Here is an 18878-nt window from a genome sequence, read left to right as displayed (position 1 = left end):
AATCCTCCGCGGATCGAACACTCAGAGGTTCCATCACTCTGGGGTTCAACACACGGGGGAGTGAATCGTCGACGAAGGCGCGTTGGGCAGGTTTGCGAGCGCATGAAAAGTTTGAGGCGAGAGTTTCCGACAATCATGTGACGGCGGACAAGCCGGCAGTTCTGGACAGCAACCACGTACGGCACCACCGAGTTCGTTATTCAATCGAACTGCGGGACGAACCCTCGACTTTGCGCAGTGCGAGTGAGGGAAGGAAAGGACCTCCGTGACCGATACGGACCTCATCGCCACTTCTGCACCCGCCGGGTCGGAATCAGGCGACAATTCTCAGGCGTCATCTTCAGCATCGAACGGTGCGGTGGCGACCTCCACGAAGCGTGCCGAAACGCGCCGTGGTGCCGGACTCTCCGGCATGGTGCTCACCGAACTCCGCACTCTTGCGGGTGAACTGGGCATCAAAGGCACTTCCGGCATGCGCAAGGGTGACCTGATCGCAGCCATCAAGGAGCGCCAGGGCGGCAGCGCGAAGGCTGCACCCGCACAGAGTGAACTCACTCTCGACGACGCACCCGTTGCGCGCACTCGTGCCAAGAGCACTCGCGCCGCACGCACCGAAACCCCCGCAGCCGAAACAGCTCCGGCAGCCGAGTCGGCTCCTGCCGAGGCCGCGCCTGCGCGTACCGAATCCGCCGAGGATTCCGATCAGAGCGCACCCCGTCGCGGACGTCAGCGTCGTGGCGCCGCTCGTCGTGCAGGTTCACCCGACCAGGGCGAACTGAGCATCGAGCAGGAAGCGCCTTCGGCGAAGTCCGACGCGGACACCGCGAAGGCCGCCGATTCTTCGAAGGTCGCCGAGACCGCCAAGGCCGAGGCTCCGGCCGAGCGTCCTGCGCGCACCGAGGGCAAGTCCGACGCTGATCAGGCTCCCGCCGAGCAGGGCAACGAGCGTCCCCGCCGCGAGCGCAACCGCGACAACCAGGGCCAGCGCGACAACCAGGGCCAGCGCGAGAACCAGGGCAACCGGGGCAACCAGGATCGCCAGGATCGCCAGGACCGCCAGGACCGCGGCAATCAGAACAACGCCGGCCAGAACAACGCCGGTCCTCGCACAGACAACCGCAACAACGGGCCGGACGACGACGAAGAGGGTGGACGCGGACGCCGCGGACGCCGTTTCCGCGAGCGCCGTGGCCGTGGTCGTGACCGCGGTGAGGGTGGCGCACCCAACGATTCACGCGAGACCGAGATTCGTGAGGACGACGTCCTTCAGCCGGTCGCCGGCATCCTCGACGTCCTCGACAATTACGCCTTCGTGCGTACGTCCGGGTACCTCGCCGGTCCCAACGACGTCTACGTCTCCATGAACCTGATCCGCAAGAACGGCCTTCGCCGTGGCGACGCCATCACCGGTGCCGTCCGCGTCTCGCGTGACGGTGAGCAGGGCAGCCAGCGCCAGAAGTTCAACCCGCTGGTTCGCATCGACACGGTCAACGGCGGCGACGTCGAGGCCGCGAAGAAGCGCCCCGAGTTCAACAAGCTCACGCCGCTGTACCCGAACCAGCGTCTGCGCCTCGAGACCGAGCAGCACATTCTCACCACGCGTGTCATCGACCTGGTGATGCCCATCGGTAAGGGCCAGCGCGCCCTCATCGTGAGCCCGCCCAAGGCAGGTAAGACCAGCGTGTTGCAGGCGATCGCGAATGCCGTCGCCACCAACAATCCTGAGTGCTACCTGATGGTCATCCTCGTGGACGAGCGTCCCGAGGAAGTGACCGACATGCAGCGCAGCGTGAAGGGTGAGGTCATTTCCTCCACCTTCGACCGCCCGCCGGGAGATCACACCGCAGTTGCCGAGCTGGCAATCGAGCGTGCGAAGCGCCTGGTCGAGATGGGTAAGGACGTCGTCGTACTGCTCGACTCCATCACGCGTCTGGGTCGTGCGTACAACAACTCCTCGCCGGCGTCGGGACGCATCCTCTCCGGTGGTGTCGACTCGACGGCGCTCTACCCGCCGAAGCGTTTCCTCGGTGCTGCCCGCAACATCGAGAACGGTGGATCGCTCACCATCATCGCTACCGCAATGGTCGAGACCGGATCCACCGGCGACACCGTGATCTTCGAAGAGTTCAAGGGCACCGGCAACGCCGAGCTCAAGCTCGATCGCAAGATCGCCGAACGCCGCGTGTTCCCGGCCGTGGACGTCAACCCGTCCAGCACGCGTAAGGACGAGTTGCTCCTGAGCCCGGACGAAGCTGCGGTGCTGCACAAGCTCCGCCGCGTCCTGTCCGGTCTGGACTCGCATCAGGCCATCGATCTGCTGATCGATCGACTGAAGAAGAGCAAGAACAACCTCGAGTTCCTGATGCAGGTCTCCAAGACCGCACCGGGTGCGATCGACGACTGATCGACTCGACGTCAAAGGCCCATAACCAGCTGGTTGTGGGCCTTTTGCGTGGGCGGAACAAAACCGAGGGGCAGTGCGTTGACAACTTCGTACAGCCACCCCGAGGCGTGCGAGACGCGGATTATCCGGTGAGGTACCGCATCTGGCATACTGAACGGCCGAGTCCGGTTCCGGTTCACGATGTCGATTGGCGACGTCGACCCGGCGACCATTGAAAGGGACACCATGAAGGCAGGAATCCACCCAACCTACGTAGCGACCACCGTCGTCTGCGGTTGCGGTAACACGTTCGAGACCCACAGCACCAAGGAGTCCGGACGCATCAACGTCGAGGTTTGCTCGCAGTGCCACCCGTTCTACACGGGCAAGCAGAAGATTCTCGACACCGGTGGACGCGTCGCTCGCTTCGAGGCTCGCTACGGCAAGCGCGCAGACAGCAAGGTCCCGGCCACCGAGTCCTAGCTGTTCCGCCGACGCCCGATCTGCCATGCGCAGATCGGGCGTCGGCTTTTTTGTGCCTGCACTCGGTTTGCGCGTTTCCCGGGTCCCGGCGTCGAAATACCTTCAAGCGCGCACCGTAGGAATCGAAACTCAGAGCGGAGCGAACCATGGCAGGCGCAACCCAGCCCTCGGCCATCGACGACATCTTGGCGGAGCACGCCGGTCTCGAAGCACAGATGTCCGATCCGGCGCTGCACAACGACCCTGCCGCTGCCAGGCGCGTCGGTAAACGGTTCTCCGAGCTCTCGCCGATCATGTCGACGTACAACAAGCTCACCGCTGCGCAGGACGATCTGGAAGCCGCGCGCGAACTAGCCGCCGACGATTCCAGCTTCGCCGCCGAGATCCCCGATCTCGAAGCCGAGGTCGCGCAGCTCGAGCAGACGCTTACCGATCAGTTGGCGCCGCGTGATCCGCATGACGGTGACGACATCGTTCTCGAAGTGAAGTCCGGTGAGGGCGGCGAAGAATCCGCGCTCTTCGCCTCGGACCTGGCCCGCATGTACGTCCGCTACGCGGAACGGCACGGCTGGCGCGTCGAGATCCTCGACGCGACAGTCTCCGATCTCGGCGGATACAAGGAAGCCACGCTGTCGATCAAGAGCAAGTCAGACACCCCGGACGGAGTGTGGGCGAGGCTCAAGTTCGAGGGCGGGGTTCACCGCGTCCAGCGAGTGCCCGTCACCGAATCCCAGGGACGCGTTCACACTTCGGCCGCCGGCGTTCTGGTCTACCCGGAGCCCGAAGAGGTCGAGCAGGTCCAGATCGACGAGAGTGACCTGCGTATCGACGTCTACCGTTCGTCCGGCAAGGGCGGTCAGGGCGTCAACACGACCGACTCTGCTGTCCGAATCACGCACCTTCCGACCGGCATCGTCGTCACCTGCCAGAACGAGCGTTCGCAGCTCCAGAACAAGGCGCGCGCCATGCAGGTGCTTGCAGCCCGTTTGCAGGTAGTCGCCGAGGAAGCCGCGGACGCAGAAGCGTCGGCAGGTCGCCAGAGTCAGGTTCGGACGGTGGACCGCTCGGAGCGCATCCGCACCTACAACTTCCCTGAGAACCGCATCACCGATCATCGCATCGGATTCAAGTCGCACAACCTCGACGCGGTGCTCGACGGTGAGCTCGACGCACTTCTCGACGCATTGGGCAAGGCGGACCGAGAGGCGCGTCTCGCGGCCGAGTAGATGCAGACCATGACTGACCTCCGTCCCGCCGGGAACTCGGTGAACCGCGTGTCGGTCGAGCGTGGCAGGCTGTACCCGTGAGTCGACTTCCACTTCGTTTGGCGCTGATCGAAGCTGCAAAACAGCTCGACGCCGCCGGTGTGCCCAGCCCACGCACCGACGCCGAGTTGTTGGCATCCCACCTGCTCGGCGTCGAACGCACGCGTCTCGGGCTGATTCCGTTGGTCGATCCTGAGGTCATCGCGGCGTTCGACGAGTTGGTTGCGCAACGCGTGAAGCGGATTCCGTTGCAGCACATCATCGGAGTCGCATCGATGGGCAACATCGACGTCGCTGTCGGTCCGGGTGTCTTCATTCCGCGGCCCGAAACCGAATTGCTCATGGGTTGGGCGCTCTCGTTCCTCGAAGGTTGCGGAAGCAAGCCGCCGGTAGTTCTGGACCTGTGCACGGGATCGGGTGTACTCGCGCTGTCCATCGCCGAGGCCCGTCCAGACGCCGTCGTTCACGCCGTGGAGAAAGAGCCCGCCGCGTTGGCATGGGCGCGTCGTAACGCTGCCGACCGCGAGGCGGCCGGTGATACACCGATCCATCTGCATCAGGGTGATGTCACCGATCGGAACCTGTTGCCAGGGCTCGAGGGCGGCGTCGATCTGGTCGTGTCCAATCCGCCGTACATCCCCGAAGGCGCGCAATTGCAGCCTGAGGTCATGGATTACGACCCGCACACCGCGTTGTTCGGTGGCGCCGACGGTCTGTCCGTCATCAAACCCATGATCAGCAACATCGCGAGGTGGCTTCGAATCGGCGGCGCGGCAGGCATCGAGCACGACGACACCAACGGCGACGGCGTCGCTGCGCTGTTCTCGGCGCGCCGGGTATTCGGCGACGTTGCACAGCATCCCGATCTTGCCGGTCGTCCGCGTTTCGTCGTCGCGAGACGTGTCGCCACCGACGTGGAAGCGCAGCGGAATCGAACGCCCGAAGTGCAGAGTGAAAGGATGGCTGAGTGAGCACCGTGTACGACTGCAGTCAGACAGATTCCCGAACCGCCGGCTTGGCCGCCGCGAAGAACGCGCTCAAGGCCGGCCGCCTCGTAGTTCTCCCCACCGACACCCTTTACGGACTCGCCGCCGACGCGTTCGACAGCGAAGCTGTCACGAGTCTGTTGCGCGCCAAGGGACGCGGGCGAGACATGCCCGTCCCGGTACTGGTCGGATCGTGGAACACCATCGACGGGCTCGTCTACAGCGTGCGCCCCCAGGCGCGGGATCTGATCCGCGCGTTCTGGCCCGGCGGACTGAGCTTGGTCGTCGAGCAGGCGCCTTCACTTGCCTGGGACCTCGGTGATACCCGCGGAACCGTCATGCTCCGCATGCCCTTGCATCCGGTTGCCCTCGAACTGTTGCGCGATGTCGGACCGCTTGCCGTCTCGAGCGCCAACATTTCGGGGCGTCCGCCGGCAACTACCGTCGAGGAAGCCCGAGATCAGCTCGGCGGATCTGCCAGCGTGTATCTCGACGGGGGTAAGGCCGAACACGCCGTTGCTTCCACGATCGTCGACCTGACCGGCAATTCACCGCGTATCTTGCGAGTGGGTGCCGTCTCGGCAGAATCCATCGCCGAGGTATTGGGCACCAGTCCGGAAAGTCTCGTAGAGGGAGTTTCGTAACGATGGTCGGCGCCGGCGGCGAGCGCGCGGGGGAATCCACGTATTGGGGACCGGATTTCGGTGAGCTTGCCACGGCAGACCCCGAGATCGCGGCTGTTGCGCTGGCGGAACTCGAGCGTCAGCGCGACGGACTTCAACTCATCGCGAGCGAGAACTTCACCAGCCCTGCCGTACTGGCTGCCTTGGGTTCGACTCTGAGCAACAAGTACGCCGAGGGCTATCCGGGTCGGCGTTATTACGGCGGGTGCGAGTACGTCGACGTAGCCGAGAATCTGGCGATCGATCGGGCAAAGGCGCTGTTCGGCGCCGAGCACGTCAACGTCCAACCGCATTCGGGGGCCACTGCGAATCTCGCGGTGTACGCCGCATTCGCCAAGCCCGGCGACACCGTATTGGCGATGAGTCTGCCGCACGGTGGGCATCTGACTCACGGGTCTCGCGTCAGCTTTTCTGGGCAGTGGTTCACCACCGTTCCCTACCACGTCGATTCGGCCACCGAATTGATCGACTACGACGAGGTTCGCACCCTGGCTCTGGCGCACAAGCCGAAAATCATCGTCGCCGGCGCGACCGCGTACTCCCGCACCATCGACTTCGCAGCCTTCCGCTCGATCGCAGACGAGGTCGGTGCGATCCTGTGGGTCGACGCCGCCCACTTCATCGGACTCGTGGCAGGCCGGGCGATACCGTCGTGCGTTCCGTACGCCGACGTCGTCTCCGCGACGACGCACAAAGTCCTCAGAGGCCCGCGCGGCGGAATGATCCTGTGCCGCAGCGAGCATGCCTCGGCTGTAGATCGCGCGGTGTTCCCCTTCATTCAAGGCGGCCCGATGATGCATGCGATCGCCGGGAAAGCGGTTGCGTTCAAAGAGGCGTCGACGCCGGAATATCGTTGGTATGCACAGGAAGTGGTTGCCAACGCATCGGCGCTCGCGCTGTCGTTGGAAGCTCGCGGTCTGCGCACCGTGTCCGGTGGAACCGACACACATCTGGCGCTTCTCGACCTGCGCGCAAGCGGTGTCACCGGCGTCGACGCCGAGCGTAGGTGCGGACTGGCTTCGATCACGCTCAACAAGAACGCGATTCCGTTCGATCCGCAGTCGCCCGCCGTCACGTCCGGAATCCGCGTCGGGTCCGCGGCCGTCACGACCCAGGGTTTCAACCGCTCCGACATGAGCGTGGTGGGGGAGTTGATCGCGCGCGCAGTTGTCGCGGACCCCGCCACCACGTCAGGAGAGGCCGAGTTGGCAGCAGTTGCCGACGGCGTTCGCGAACTGATCCGGGCAAAGCCTGCCTATGCCCGCCAGACGGGTGATCTCGAGCAGTGATCACTTCCTACGAGGCGACCACGTATCTGGCACAGGGTGGCGGGGGAGCGGGTGTTCCCATCCGTGAACTTTTGCTCGTGCTGTGTACGGCGGCGGTGGTGACCTACCTGGCGACTGGCGCAGTCCGGTTGTTGGCGCTGCGGTTCGGCGCTGTCGCGATTCCTCGTGATCGGGACGTTCACGTCGAGCCGATTCCGCGCCTCGGTGGCGTCGGAATGTATATCGGCATGGCTGTCGGTCTGCTGTTTGCGCAGCAATTACCCGCGCTCACAAGAGGTTTCGGCTTCGGCAGTCCTGACGTACACGCTGCGCTCGTAGCTGGCGCCGTCATCGTCCTCGTGGGTGTGATCGACGACAGGTGGGGCCTCGACGCCCTCACCAAATTTGTCGGTCAGGTGACTGCTGCCGGCGTTCTCGTGGTGATGGGCGTCAGCTGGTTCATCATCTACAACCCGTTCGGCGGTGACGGTGGGTCCACCATCATCCTCGATCAGATTCAATCCGGACTGTTCACCGTTGCTGTTGCCGTCGCGACCATCAACGCCATGAATTTTGTCGACGGTCTCGACGGATTGGCCGCCGGGTTGGGTCTGATCGCGGCGCTCGCCATCCTCATCTTCTCGATCGGTCTTCTCCACGATCAGGGCGGCGACGCGAGTGTCTACCCGCCGGCGATGATCGCGGCGGCTTTGGCAGGCGCTTGTCTCGGTTTTCTTCCACACAACTTCAATCCAGCGCGCATTTTCATGGGCGATTCCGGGTCGATGTTGATTGGTCTCATGCTGGCCGCGATCTCCACCAGTGCATCCGGTCGTATTCCGCTCACTGCCTACGGAACCCGCGACCTCGTCGGCCTCCTCGCGCCGTTGTTGCTGGTCGGGGCTGTGATGTTCATCCCGATGCTGGACATGCTCCTGGCCGTGATCCGCCGGACGAAAGCGGGCGTCAGTCCGTTCAGTCCGGACAAGATGCACCTGCATCATCGCCTCTTGCAGATCGGACACACGCACCGACGAGTTGTGCTGGTCATCTACCTGTGGGTCAGCGTCCTGGCGTTCGGTGCCGTCGGATCCTCGCTGCTCAATCGTCAGCTGGTTGTTGTACTCGTCGCGGCCGGTTTGGTTCTTGCGTTGTTCTTCACTGCGGTGCCTTCGCTGATCGATCGCAAGCAGCAGCGTCGCTAGCCAAGTTTTCCGATCCATTACCCTTGGGCATCGTGACGAACACGCCGCAGCCTGTACCTGCCTCGCAACCCATCCCTGATTCGACCGCCGCCATGAAGTCGGCCGTGAAGTGGGGTGTGATGGGGCTGATCGCGCTGGCCGTGGTCGGCGCGCTCCTGGGCGGGCTCTTCGCCGGTAAGGAAGGCGTCTACGGCGCTCTGATCGGCGCAGCCGTCGGCGGCGGGTTCATCTTGTTCACGGCGTTGGGCGTGCTGCTCACAGCGAAGCTGCCTGCGCTCACGGCCGGTGCCGTTCTGCTCGGTACCTGGCTGCTGAAGATGATTCTCGCGATGGTGGTTCTCTTTGTCCTCTCGGACATGGATTTCTACAACAAGACCGCCCTCGTCCTGGTCATCATCATGTCGCTGGTCGTGGTGCTCGGTGCGGAGACTTACGGCGTCCTGGGAACCAAAACTCCGTACGTCGATCCCACTCCCAGCAGCAACGTCGACGACGACGAGTAGTACTACAAGAGGTAACTAATCGGACTTCCAGGTACCCCATCTACACAATGTCGTAGATGACTTGATAAGGTTCGGTTCAAGCGAGAGCAATGGTGGGCCGAGTAACACTCAGCCGATGATGCCATGTGCTCGCAGGTGGTCGAAATTCTGACCACTGAGTCGACGAGAGTCGCCGACACCGACAGACGCCAGGCCCCTCTAGGGTTCTCCAGCTGCTGACGAATGCGCGAGTCGAACTTGTCGACTTGTAGATCGTCAATGTCCGATCGAACCGCAGTCAATGATGGCTGCGGACCGACTACGGGAGAGAACGCTGAGCGTCACCACCCTGGCCGCGGATGAATTCCATGCGCCGTCACTAGACGATTTTTTCCCGCCCTCCGTGTTGATCCACGCGGGCCCCTTCGAGCTCGACCGTCTGATGCTGATTCGTCTGCTGATGTCGGTGCTGGTCGCAGCCTTCTTCGTGATCGCGATGCGCAGCCCTCGATTGGTTCCCCGCGGACTTCAGAACGCCGCTGAGCTTGCGCTCGACTTCGTTCGGATCAACATCGCCGAGGAGATCCTGGGCAAGGAACAGGGCAAGCGCTTCCTGCCGGTCATCACGACGATCTTCTTCATCGTGGTCGCCAGCAACCTGGCCAGCATCATTCCTTTCCTGAACATCTCGCCGAACGCACGAATCGGTATGCCCCTGGTACTCGCGGCGCTCGCCTACATCGTGTTCAACTACGTCGGAATCAAGAAGTACGGCTTCTTCAAGTACGTCAAGAGCAGCATCGTCGTTCCCGGCGTCCCGCTGCCCCTGCACTTCCTGTTGGTGCCCATCGAGTTCATCTCGACCTTCATCCTGCGCCCGTTCACGCTGATGGTTCGTCTCATGGCCAACATGTTGGCCGGCCACATCCTGCTGGTGCTGTTCTTCAGCGCGACGAACTACTTCTTCTTCGTGTCCGGCGGATTCCAGGCGATCTTCGGTGTTCCGTCGATCATTGCCGGTATCGCATTCACGTTCTTCGAGCTGCTGGTCATCTTCCTGCAGGCTTACGTGTTCGCGCTGCTGACCGCGGTGTACATCGATCTGGCGCTCCACGCCGACGAGCACTGACCTTTTACCTCCTCACCAGCTACACCAAGAACTGAGCCTCTTGCCGAATCCGGCGGAGGTCAACAGAAAGGGAATGGAACACCATGAGCATCGCTTACCTCGCTCAGGAAGTTGTCGAGACCAAGTCGCGCGGCTACGGAGCCATCGGCTACGGCCTCGCAGCAATCGGCCCCGGCATCGGCGTGGGCATCGTTGTGGGCAAGGCAATCGAAGGCATGGTCCGCCAGCCCGAGATGGCCGGCCAGGTTCGTACCACCATGTTCCTCGGTATTGCATTCACCGAGGCCCTCGCGCTGATCGGCCTCGTCGCCGGCTTCATCTTCTAAGACCGACATGGCAGCCACCATCGCAATTCTCGCGGCGGAGGGGACGACTGAACACAATCCCCTCATCCCCGAGACATACGACATCGTGTGGTCCGCGGTCGCGCTCGTAGTAGTTGGTTTCGTCTTCTGGAAGCTCGTTCTTCCGAAGTTCCAGAAGGTCTTGGCCGAACGCACCGAGCAGATCGAGGGCGGCATCAAGAAAGCCGAAGACGCACAGGCGGAGGCAGCAGCAGCGCTCGAGCAGTACCGCGCGCAGCTCGCCGAAGCTCGTACCGAGGCAGCGCAGATCCGTGAGGAAGCGCGTACCCAGGGTCAGCAGATCATCGCTGACATGAAGGTTCAGGCGCAGGACGAGAGCGACCGCATCGTGGCCGCAGGCCACAGCCAGCTCGTCGCCCAGCGTCAGCAGATCGTCGCTGAGCTCCGCTCGGATCTCGGCAAGACCGCTGTAGACCTGGCCGAGAAGGTCATCGGGGAGTCCCTCGCCGACGACGTGAAGCGCGCCGGAACGGTTGATCGTTTCCTCAACGAGCTCGACACCGTCAGCGCTGATTCAGCCAGGAAGTGAGCAACATGTACGCAGCGAGCCGTGAAGCCTTGGCGCAGACTCGTTCTGCGCTGAGCAGTGCCCTGGGCGCCGTCTCTGCAGGAGCCGCAACTGCTGCTTCTGCTCAGGCTGGGTCCGAGCTCTTCTCGGTGGTCGAGGTACTCGACGGCCAGCGCGCTCTTCGCAGCGCGCTGGCTGACGCTTCGGCACCGGCCGCTGGTCGCCAGGCTTTGGCAGAGCAGTTGTTCTCCGGAAAGGTCGGCGCCGAGGCGCTCGCCACCGTGAAGGCAGCTGCAGGCCAGGACTGGTCTGCGGCCCGCGACTTGGTCAACTCGCTCGAACTGCTCGGACGCGAAGCTCTGCTCCGCGCCGCAGCCGATCAGAGCCAGTTGGACACCGTTGAGGACGAGCTCTTCCGTCTCGGTCGCATCGTGGCAGGGGATCCCAGCCTGGAGCAGACGCTCTCGGATCTGTCGGTTCCCGCAGCCCGCAAGCGTGAGTTCCTCTCCCGCTTGCTCTACGGCAAGGTCACCGCGGTCACCGAGGCACTCGCCGGACAGGCTGTCGGCCGGTTGAAGTCTGCACCCGCAGACACTTTCGATCAGCTGTCGAATCTTGCCGCAGCGCAGCGCGATACCACCGTTGCTCACGTTCGCAGCGCCTCGGCGTTGAGCTCGGAGCAGTCGGATCGCTTGGCGAGCACTCTTACCCGCACCTACGGGAAGCCGGTAGCAGTGCACGTCGAGGTCGATCCAGAACTCCTCAGCGGCTTGGTCGTCCGGGTGGGCGACGAGGTTATCGACGGCAGCGCAGCGGGTCGACTCGCAGCACTGCGGAAGAACCTCAAGTAGTCCTTCAGCCGAACACATACTCCAGATCTTTTCGAAGACCAGACACCGAGAGCAGGAAAAACATGGCGGAGCTGACGATCTCCTCCGACGAGATCCGTAGCGCGATCGACAACTACACCGCGAGCTACTCCCCGGAGGCCTCCCGTGAGGAGGTCGGCACAGTGACCGACACCAGTGACGGCATTGCGCACGTCTCTGGCCTGCCTTCGGCTATGTCCAACGAGCTGTTGGAGTTCCCCGGTGGAATCGTCGGCGTCGCGCTCAACCTGGATGCCACCGAAATCGGTGCCGTCATCCTTGGCGATTACCAGAACATTCAAGAAGGCCAGGAAGTAAAGCGCACGGGCGACGTTCTGTCGGTTCCCGTCGGCGATGCTTTCCTCGGCCGCGTCATCGACCCGCTGGGTGCGCCCATCGACGGCCTCGGCGAGATCGAGAGCACCGAGAACCGTGCACTCGAGCTCCAGGCCGCTTCGGTGCTCGAGCGCCAGCCGGTCGAAGAGCCGCTCCAGACCGGTATCAAGGCTATCGACGCCATGACCCCGATCGGCCGCGGCCAGCGCCAGCTCATCATCGGCGACCGCAAGACCGGCAAGACCGCGGTCTGCATCGACGCCATCCTGAACCAGAAGGCCAACTGGGATTCCGGCGATGTCAACAAGCAGGTGCGCTGCATCTACGTTGCCATCGGTCAGAAGGGTTCCACCATCGCGGGCGTCAAGGCTGCCCTCGAGGAGAAGGGCGCGATGGAATACACCACCATCGTTGCTGCTCCGGCATCTGATTCCGCAGGCTTCAAGTGGCTCGCACCGTACACCGGCTCGGCCATCGGCCAGCACTGGATGTACCAGGGCAAGCACGTTCTGGTCGTGTTCGACGACCTGACCAAGCAGGCAGAGGCGTACCGCGCCATCTCGCTGCTGCTGCGTCGCCCGCCGGGACGCGAGGCTTACCCCGGTGACGTCTTCTACTTGCACTCCCGTCTGCTGGAGCGTTCGGCGAAGCTGTCCGACGCACTCGGCGGTGGCTCGCTGACGGCTCTGCCGATCATCGAGACCAAGGCGAACGACGTCTCGGCTTACATCCCGACCAACGTCATCTCCATCACCGACGGTCAGGTGTTCCTCGAGTCCGACCTGTTCAACAAGGGCGTTCGCCCCGCGATCAACGTCGGTATCTCGGTCTCCCGCGTCGGTGGCGCTGCACAGACCAAGGGCATGAAGAAGGTTTCCGGTTCGCTGCGTCTGGAACTGGCTCAGTTCCGTGAGCTCGAAGCGTTCTCCGCCTTCGCTTCCGACCTCGACGCTGCCTCCAAGGCTCAGCTCGAGCGCGGCGCCCGTCTGGTCGAGCTGCTCAAGCAGGATCAGTACAGCCCGATCCCCGTCGAGGACCAGATCGTCTCGATCTACCTGGCCGGCGAAGGCATCTTCGACAGCGTTCCGATCGGCGACGTCCGTCGCTTCGAGAAGGAACTGCTCGAAGACCTCAAGCACTCGGCTGCTGGCGTCTACTCCAGCATCAACGGCGGTAAGGCACTCGATGCCGACAACGCTGCTGAGCTGATCGCCGCGACGAACAAGTTCAAGGAAGGCTTCATCGCATCCGACGGAAGCCGGGTCGTGAACGAAGCCGAGGCTGACGCTTTGGGCGCCGACGAGGTCGCGAACGAGCAGATCAACGTCAAGCGCAAGACCGTCAGCAAGTGACGTACGCGCCCATGACACTGCGAATTCCGAAGGGAGAGTGATTGATCGATGGCGAGCATTCTCGAATTGCGGTCTCGTATCAAGTCGGTCAACTCGACCAAGAAGATCACCAAGGCACAGGAACTGATCGCGACTTCGCGTATCACCAAGGCTCAGATTCGCGTCGCCGCGTCCAAGCCGTATGCCGAGGAGATCACGAAGGTACTCACCGAATTGGCGAGTGCGTCTGCTTCGCTCGATCACCCGTTGCTCAACGAGCGTCCGGAGCCCAAGCGGGCAGCGGTCCTCGTTGTCACCAGTGACCGCGGCATGTGTGGTGGCTACAACTCCAACGTCCTCAAGCAGGCAGAAGAGCTCATGGCTCTCCTCCGCAGCGAGGGCAAGGAGCCGGTCGTGTACGTGCTCGGTTCCAAGGGGCTCGGCTACTACACGTTCCGCGGCCGCGACATCGGTGCTGCGTGGACGGGCTTCTCGCAGGATCCGGGTTACTCGGATGCCGCGAAGGCCAGCCGCCACCTGGTGGAGCTGTTCATGGCTGGTTCGGGTAACCAGGTTGCCGCTCCGAACGGTGAAGGCACGATCGAGGGCGTCGACGAACTCCATATCGTCTACACCCGGTTCGTGTCGATGCTGACGCAGACTCCCGAGGTTCGCCGTATGGCTCCTCTCGAGGTCTTCGTGTCGGAAGAGCGCATCGAACTCGGTGACGACATGCTGACCAACGGCCACGACGACGACCATGACAATGGCCCCGTCGCGGACTTCAGCTTCGAGCCCGAGCCCGAGAAGCTTCTCGGCGCTCTTCTCCCGAAGTACGTCAGCACTCGTATCTTCTCGTCGCTTCTCGATGCTGCGGCATCGGAGTCGGCAGCCCGTCGTACTGCCATGAAGGCCGCGACGGACAACGCAAACGAACTGGTGAACACGTTGAGCCGTCAGGCCAACCAGGCTCGCCAGGCCCAGATCACCCAGGAAATCAGCGAGATCGTCGGCGGCGCCAACGCGCTCGCCTCGAGCGCAGGAAGTGACTAGCACATGACCGCAGCAGTAACCGAAAACAACGGGGCAGGTTCGGCTTCGGCCGTAGCCGGCCGCGTCGTGCGGGTCATCGGTCCCGTCGTGGACGTTGAATTCCCGCGTGGCGCTGTTCCTGAACTGTTCAACGCCCTGAACGCCGAGATCACGCTTCCCTCGGTCGCCAAGACGCTGACGCTCGAGGTTGCACAACACCTCGGTGACAACCTGGTCCGCACCGTTTCCATGCAGCCCACCGACGGACTCGTCCGCGGCACTGCAGTGACCGACTCGGGCAAGCCGATCTCGGTTCCCGTCGGTGACGTCGTCAAGGGCCACGTGTTCAACGCACTGGGCGATTGCCTCGACACCCCGGGCCTCGGCCGCGACGGCGAGCAGTGGGGAATCCACCGCAAGCCACCAGCCTTCGATCAGCTCGAAGGTAAGACCGAGATCCTCGAGACCGGCATCAAGGTCATCGACCTCCTCACCCCGTACGTCAAGGGTGGAAAGATCGGCCTGTTCGGTGGCGCCGGCGTCGGCAAGACCGTTCTGATCCAGGAAATGATCACGCGTATCGCTCGCGAGTTCTCGGGCACCTCGGTGTTCGCAGGCGTCGGTGAGCGTACCCGTGAGGGCACCGACCTCCACCTGGAAATGGAAGAGATGGGCGTCCTCCAGGACACCGCCCTTGTCTTCGGCCAGATGGACGAGCCGCCCGGAACGCGTATGCGCGTCGCCCTGTCCGCACTGACGATGGCGGAGTACTTCCGCGACGTTCAGGGCCAGGACGTTCTGCTGTTCATCGACAACATCTTCCGCTTCACGCAGGCAGGCTCCGAGGTTTCCACCCTCCTCGGCCGTATGCCTTCGGCAGTGGGCTACCAGCCCACGCTGGCGGACGAGATGGGTGAGCTCCAGGAGCGCATCACCTCGACCCGTGGTCGCTCGATCACCTCGCTGCAGGCTATTTACGTGCCCGCCGACGACTACACCGACCCCGCGCCGGCTACGACGTTCGCGCACCTCGATGCCACCACCGAGCTTTCGCGCCCGATTTCGCAGATGGGTATCTACCCCGCTGTGGATCCGCTGAGCTCGACCTCCCGCATCCTGGAGCCCGGCATCGTCGGTGCCGAGCACTTCCGCGTTGCCAACGAGGTCAAGCGCATTCTGCAGAAGTACAAGGAACTGCAGGACATCATCGCCATCCTCGGTATGGACGAGCTTCAGGAAGAGGACAAGGTCCTCGTCGGCCGCGCCCGTCGTATCCAGAAGTTCCTCGGCCAGAACTTCATCGTTGCCGAGAAGTTCACCGGTGAGCCCGGCTCCGTCGTGCCGCTCCGCGACACGATCGAAGCCTTCGACCGCGTCTGCAAGGGCGAGTTCGATCACCTGCCCGAGCAGGCATTCAACAGCTGCGGTGGACTCGACGACGTCGAGGCTGCAGCCAAGAAGATGGCCGGGAAGTAGTCCACGATGGCTGAGATGACCGTAGAACTCGTTGCCGTCGAGCAGCGCTTGTGGTCTGGTTCGGCGACGCTGGTCAGCGCTCAGACCACCGAGGGTGAAATCGGAATCATGCCTGGGCATGAGCCGGTCCTCGGCCAGCTGATCGAGGGCGGAACCGTGTCGATCACCTCGGTCGCCGGCGAGCGTATCGTTGCTGCGGTACACGGAGGATTTCTCTCCGTCACTGCGACGACGGTGACGATCCTTGCCGAGTCCGCGGACATGGCACAGGACATCGACGTCGAGGCAGCCAAGGCTGTCTTGGCCGAGAACTCGGGCGACCTCGAAGCGATTGCGGTCGCCAAGGGTCAGCTCCGGGCCGTCGAGCGCGCGTAAGTTACTCGAGTAAAGCCGCGACGGGAGCCGACGAACAGTGACATTCGGAATGACTGTGTTGATCATTCTGGTTGTGCTGCTCGCGGTTCTCGTCGCGGCTTTTCTGTATCGTCTGCTGGTTCTGCGTCGCGGCGGTACCGCTGCACTGCTTCGTGTTCTGCCGTCCCCGGGGGACAGCGGGTGGCGTCACGGAATCATTCGCTACGGCGAAAGCACCTTTGTCTTTTTCAAACTGTCGAGTCTGCGGCCGGGCCCGGACTCCAGGATCGATCGTCAAGGTATCGAGGTCGAGAGCCGTCGTTCTCCCTCGGGTACCGAATTCGACATCATGAGCGACGACATCGTCGTGGTCAAGGTCAATGACGGCTCGTCGGCCTACGAAATCGCTTTGGACAGTGGAGCATTGACAGCGTTCCTGTCCTGGGTGGAATCGCGGCCGGACGGGCGCGCCCGTAGGCGACGCACCGCCTGACCGGTCCCGCTCAAGCCCCGGCGCCGGGCTTCCAGAGCACATCGCCTTCAGGATTTGCCACTCTTCCCATGATGAAGAGCAGATCCGACAATCTGTTGAGGTATTTCGCGGGGAGCACGCTCGTGTCCTCCGGGTTCGTATCGATGGCGGACCAAGCCGCACGCTCCGCACGCCGCGAGACGGTTCTTGCTACGTGAAGCAGGGCTCCCAAGGCGGTACCGCCCGGCAGAATGAACGAATTCAACGGTGCCAGTTGCTCATTGAGTTCATCGCACCATCCTTCGAGTCGATCGATGTAGGACTGAGTCACTCGTAGCGGCGGGTACTTCGGGTTCTCGACCACGGGGGTGGACAAGTCGGCACCTGCGTCGAAAAGGTCGTTCTGGATCTGGCGCAGCATTGCGAGGAGATTCTCCGGGGGAGTGCCGAGGGCAACGGCCACACCGATCGCTGCATTGGTCTCGTCGCAATCTGCGTAGGCGATCAGACGCGGATCGTTCTTGGACACGCGGGAAAAATCGCTGAGGCCCGTGGTCCCGTCGTCGCCGGTCCGGGTGTAGATCTTCGTCAGGTGAACAGACATAGGGCTACGGTACCGGCGCGGTGCCGACGAGGTTGTGGCTCTAGGCTGTGAACCGTGAGTGAGCACTTTCTTGTGACCGGGGGTAACCGCCTCGAAGGTGAAGTACTGGTGGGAGGGGCCAAGAACAGTGTGCTGAAGCTGATGGCCGCGGCGCTGTTGGCCGAAGGCACCACTGTCGTGACCAACTGCCCGGACATTCTCGACGTACCGCTGATGGCGGACGTTCTGCGAGGTCTGGGCTGCGAAGTCGAACTCGAAGATTCCGAAGTGCGGATCACGACGCCGGCCGAGCCGAAGTATCACGCTGACTTCGATGCGGTGAAACAGTTCCGAGCGTCAGTGTGTGTTCTCGGTCCGCTGGTCGCGCGTTGTCGACGCGCTGTTGTTGCCTTGCCTGGCGGTGACGCCATCGGTTCGAGGCCCCTCGACATGCACCAATCCGGGCTCCGCCTGTTGGGTGCGCGCAGCGAGATCGAACACGGATGTGTAGTTGCCGAGGCAGACGACCTGCATGGAGCGAACATCCGCCTGGTCTTCCCGTCTGTGGGTGCAACCGAGAACATCTTGATGGCAGCGGTCCTCGCCCGTGGTGAGACAGTGATCGACAACGCTGCACGTGAGCCCGAGATCGTGGATCTGTGCAACATGCTCAACGAGATGGGCGCCAAGGTATCTGGCGGCGGAAGTTCGACGCTCACCATTCAAGGCGTCCGCAAGTTGGAACCGACTACGCACCGTGTCATCGGCGATCGGATCGTCGCTGCAACGTGGGGTGTCGCGGCATCCATGACCAGGGGTGACGTCCGAGTTCGCGGGGTGAACCACAAGCATCTCGGGTTGGTCCTCGACAAGCTTCGGACAGCCGGCGCGGAGGTGACTCCCGAGGTCGACGGCTTCCGTGTCATCCAGCGCGAACGGCCTAAGGCGGTCAATTTCGCAACCTTGCCTTACCCCGGATTCCCCACCGACCTGCAGCCGATGGCAATCGGTTTGGCGGCGGTTGCCGAGGGCACGTCGATGATCACCGAGAACGTATTCGAATCGCGTTTCCGATTTGTCGAGGAAATGATCCGACTCGGCGCCGACGCTCGTACCGACGGTCACCATGCGGTGATCCGCGGAGTTCCAGTGCTGTCGAGTGCGCCGGTGTGGTCTTCGGACATTCGGGCCGGCGCCGGGCTCGTGCTTGCGGGGTTGGTTGCGGACGGAACCACCGAAGTTCACGACATCTTCCACATCGACCGTGGGTACCCGCGATTCGTCGAGAATCTCCGTGGACTCGGGGGAGTGATCGAGCGGGTGGGCTCCGAATAGGTTCGGTGCTCGGCGTCACACTCGGGTCTATTCGCGATTGGCAGATAGGCGCAACAGTCTGACCTGGCCTTAGCAGGCCAATCGCTGTAGTGACCAGGCGATTTGTGAATTGATTGAAGGTTCGCGTAACTTATTCCAAGTCAGAGCGACACGGACACCGACTCCCGCCTTTACGGCGAGTGACACGAGGTTGTACGAAGTGCCTGACCAAATTTCGAAGTAGTTTCCATCGTGTATGGTTGTGCTTCACCTCCAGTTCTTCCCCGAATGTTCAGCGGTTTGCGCCGGTGGCCAGGTTGGGATAGGCTGGAAAAGTTGCCCCGGAGCGGCGGC

General features: G+C 62.9%; 19 protein-coding genes. 18 read left to right on the top strand and 1 reads right to left on the bottom strand.

Translation table 11 applies throughout. The features are described 5' to 3' along the window. Positions 1-265 precede the first annotated feature (265 nt). From rho to ACBG85_RS18495, 17 genes are all read left to right on the top strand, one after another. On the top strand, positions 266-2404 hold the full coding sequence (rho, locus tag ACBG85_RS18575) for a transcription termination factor Rho (RefSeq protein WP_042923185.1): 2139 nt from the start codon (positions 266-268) through the stop codon (positions 2402-2404). Positions 2405-2629: 225 nt separating this feature from the next. Beyond that, positions 2630-2866 carry a 50S ribosomal protein L31 gene (gene rpmE / locus ACBG85_RS18570; RefSeq protein WP_003941310.1) on the top strand — a complete coding sequence of 79 codons (237 nt, stop codon included), beginning with the start codon at positions 2630-2632 and terminating at the stop codon, positions 2864-2866. 146 nt (positions 2867-3012) lie between these two features. Next, entirely contained in the window at positions 3013-4092 is a 1080-nt protein-coding gene (prfA, locus tag ACBG85_RS18565; protein WP_003941341.1) for a peptide chain release factor 1, read from the top strand. 77 nt (positions 4093-4169) lie between these two features. Next, a complete protein-coding gene (gene prmC, locus ACBG85_RS18560; RefSeq protein ID WP_019749178.1) occupies positions 4170-5102 on the top strand; it encodes a peptide chain release factor N(5)-glutamine methyltransferase in 933 nt (310 codons plus the stop codon). Beyond that, positions 5099-5761 carry an L-threonylcarbamoyladenylate synthase gene (locus tag ACBG85_RS18555; RefSeq protein WP_003941345.1) on the top strand — a complete coding sequence of 221 codons (663 nt, stop codon included), beginning with the start codon at positions 5099-5101 and terminating at the stop codon, positions 5759-5761. Before prmC ends, ACBG85_RS18555 begins: the two co-directional genes overlap by 4 nt. A gap of 2 nt (positions 5762-5763) precedes the next feature. After that, on the top strand, positions 5764-7089 hold the full coding sequence (glyA, locus tag ACBG85_RS18550; RefSeq protein WP_372024290.1) for a serine hydroxymethyltransferase: 1326 nt from the start codon (positions 5764-5766) through the stop codon (positions 7087-7089). Then, positions 7086-8273 (top strand): glycosyltransferase family 4 protein, encoded by a 1188-nt coding sequence (locus ACBG85_RS18545; protein WP_080726516.1) that lies wholly within the window; start codon positions 7086-7088, stop codon positions 8271-8273. The genes glyA and ACBG85_RS18545 overlap by 4 nt, the downstream gene beginning before the upstream one ends. A gap of 32 nt (positions 8274-8305) precedes the next feature. Beyond that, a complete protein-coding gene (locus tag ACBG85_RS18540; protein WP_019749175.1) occupies positions 8306-8776 on the top strand; it encodes a glycine zipper family protein in 471 nt (156 codons plus the stop codon). Positions 8777-9056: 280 nt separating this feature from the next. After that, positions 9057-9884, top strand: a complete 828-nt coding sequence (gene atpB / locus ACBG85_RS18535; protein WP_042445557.1) for a F0F1 ATP synthase subunit A — start codon at positions 9057-9059, stop codon at positions 9882-9884. An 83-nt stretch (positions 9885-9967) separates the two neighbouring features. After that, positions 9968-10210 (top strand): ATP synthase F0 subunit C, encoded by a 243-nt coding sequence (locus ACBG85_RS18530; protein ID WP_003941327.1) that lies wholly within the window; start codon positions 9968-9970, stop codon positions 10208-10210. A gap of 7 nt (positions 10211-10217) precedes the next feature. After that, positions 10218-10778 carry a F0F1 ATP synthase subunit B gene (locus tag ACBG85_RS18525; protein WP_003941337.1) on the top strand — a complete coding sequence of 187 codons (561 nt, stop codon included), beginning with the start codon at positions 10218-10220 and terminating at the stop codon, positions 10776-10778. A gap of 5 nt (positions 10779-10783) precedes the next feature. Next, a complete protein-coding gene (locus ACBG85_RS18520; RefSeq protein WP_003941304.1) occupies positions 10784-11608 on the top strand; it encodes a F0F1 ATP synthase subunit delta in 825 nt (274 codons plus the stop codon). 62 nt (positions 11609-11670) lie between these two features. Further along, on the top strand, positions 11671-13314 hold the full coding sequence (gene atpA, locus ACBG85_RS18515; RefSeq protein ID WP_007726218.1) for a F0F1 ATP synthase subunit alpha: 1644 nt from the start codon (positions 11671-11673) through the stop codon (positions 13312-13314). 48 nt (positions 13315-13362) lie between these two features. Next, a complete protein-coding gene (locus tag ACBG85_RS18510) occupies positions 13363-14346 on the top strand; it encodes a F0F1 ATP synthase subunit gamma (protein ID WP_003941320.1) in 984 nt (327 codons plus the stop codon). A 3-nt stretch (positions 14347-14349) separates the two neighbouring features. After that, positions 14350-15801: a F0F1 ATP synthase subunit beta gene (gene atpD / locus ACBG85_RS18505; RefSeq protein WP_003941349.1), complete on the top strand. Its 1452-nt coding sequence runs from the start codon at positions 14350-14352 to the stop codon at positions 15799-15801. A 6-nt stretch (positions 15802-15807) separates the two neighbouring features. Next, positions 15808-16176, top strand: coding sequence for a F0F1 ATP synthase subunit epsilon (locus ACBG85_RS18500; RefSeq protein ID WP_372024283.1), 369 nt, complete (start codon positions 15808-15810; stop codon positions 16174-16176). A gap of 49 nt (positions 16177-16225) precedes the next feature. Further along, a complete protein-coding gene (locus tag ACBG85_RS18495) occupies positions 16226-16648 on the top strand; it encodes a DUF2550 domain-containing protein (protein ID WP_029255703.1) in 423 nt (140 codons plus the stop codon). 10 nt (positions 16649-16658) lie between these two features. Here the strand turns inward: ACBG85_RS18495 and ACBG85_RS18490 are convergent, their stop codons facing one another. Next, positions 16659-17231 (bottom strand): cob(I)yrinic acid a,c-diamide adenosyltransferase, encoded by a 573-nt coding sequence (locus ACBG85_RS18490; RefSeq protein ID WP_007726220.1) that lies wholly within the window; start codon positions 17229-17231, stop codon positions 16659-16661. 54 nt (positions 17232-17285) lie between these two features. On the opposite strand from ACBG85_RS18490, the gene murA reads away from it, so the two are divergent. Next, entirely contained in the window at positions 17286-18545 is a 1260-nt protein-coding gene (murA, locus tag ACBG85_RS18485; RefSeq protein WP_003941314.1) for a UDP-N-acetylglucosamine 1-carboxyvinyltransferase, read from the top strand. Positions 18546-18878: the final 333 nt, after the last annotated feature.

The sequence above is a fragment of the Rhodococcus sp. NyZ502 genome (genome assembly GCF_041464245.1).
Classification (GTDB): domain Bacteria; phylum Actinomycetota; class Actinomycetes; order Mycobacteriales; family Mycobacteriaceae; genus Rhodococcus_F; species Rhodococcus_F qingshengii.
This window is presented reverse-complemented; position numbering and strand designations above follow the sequence as displayed.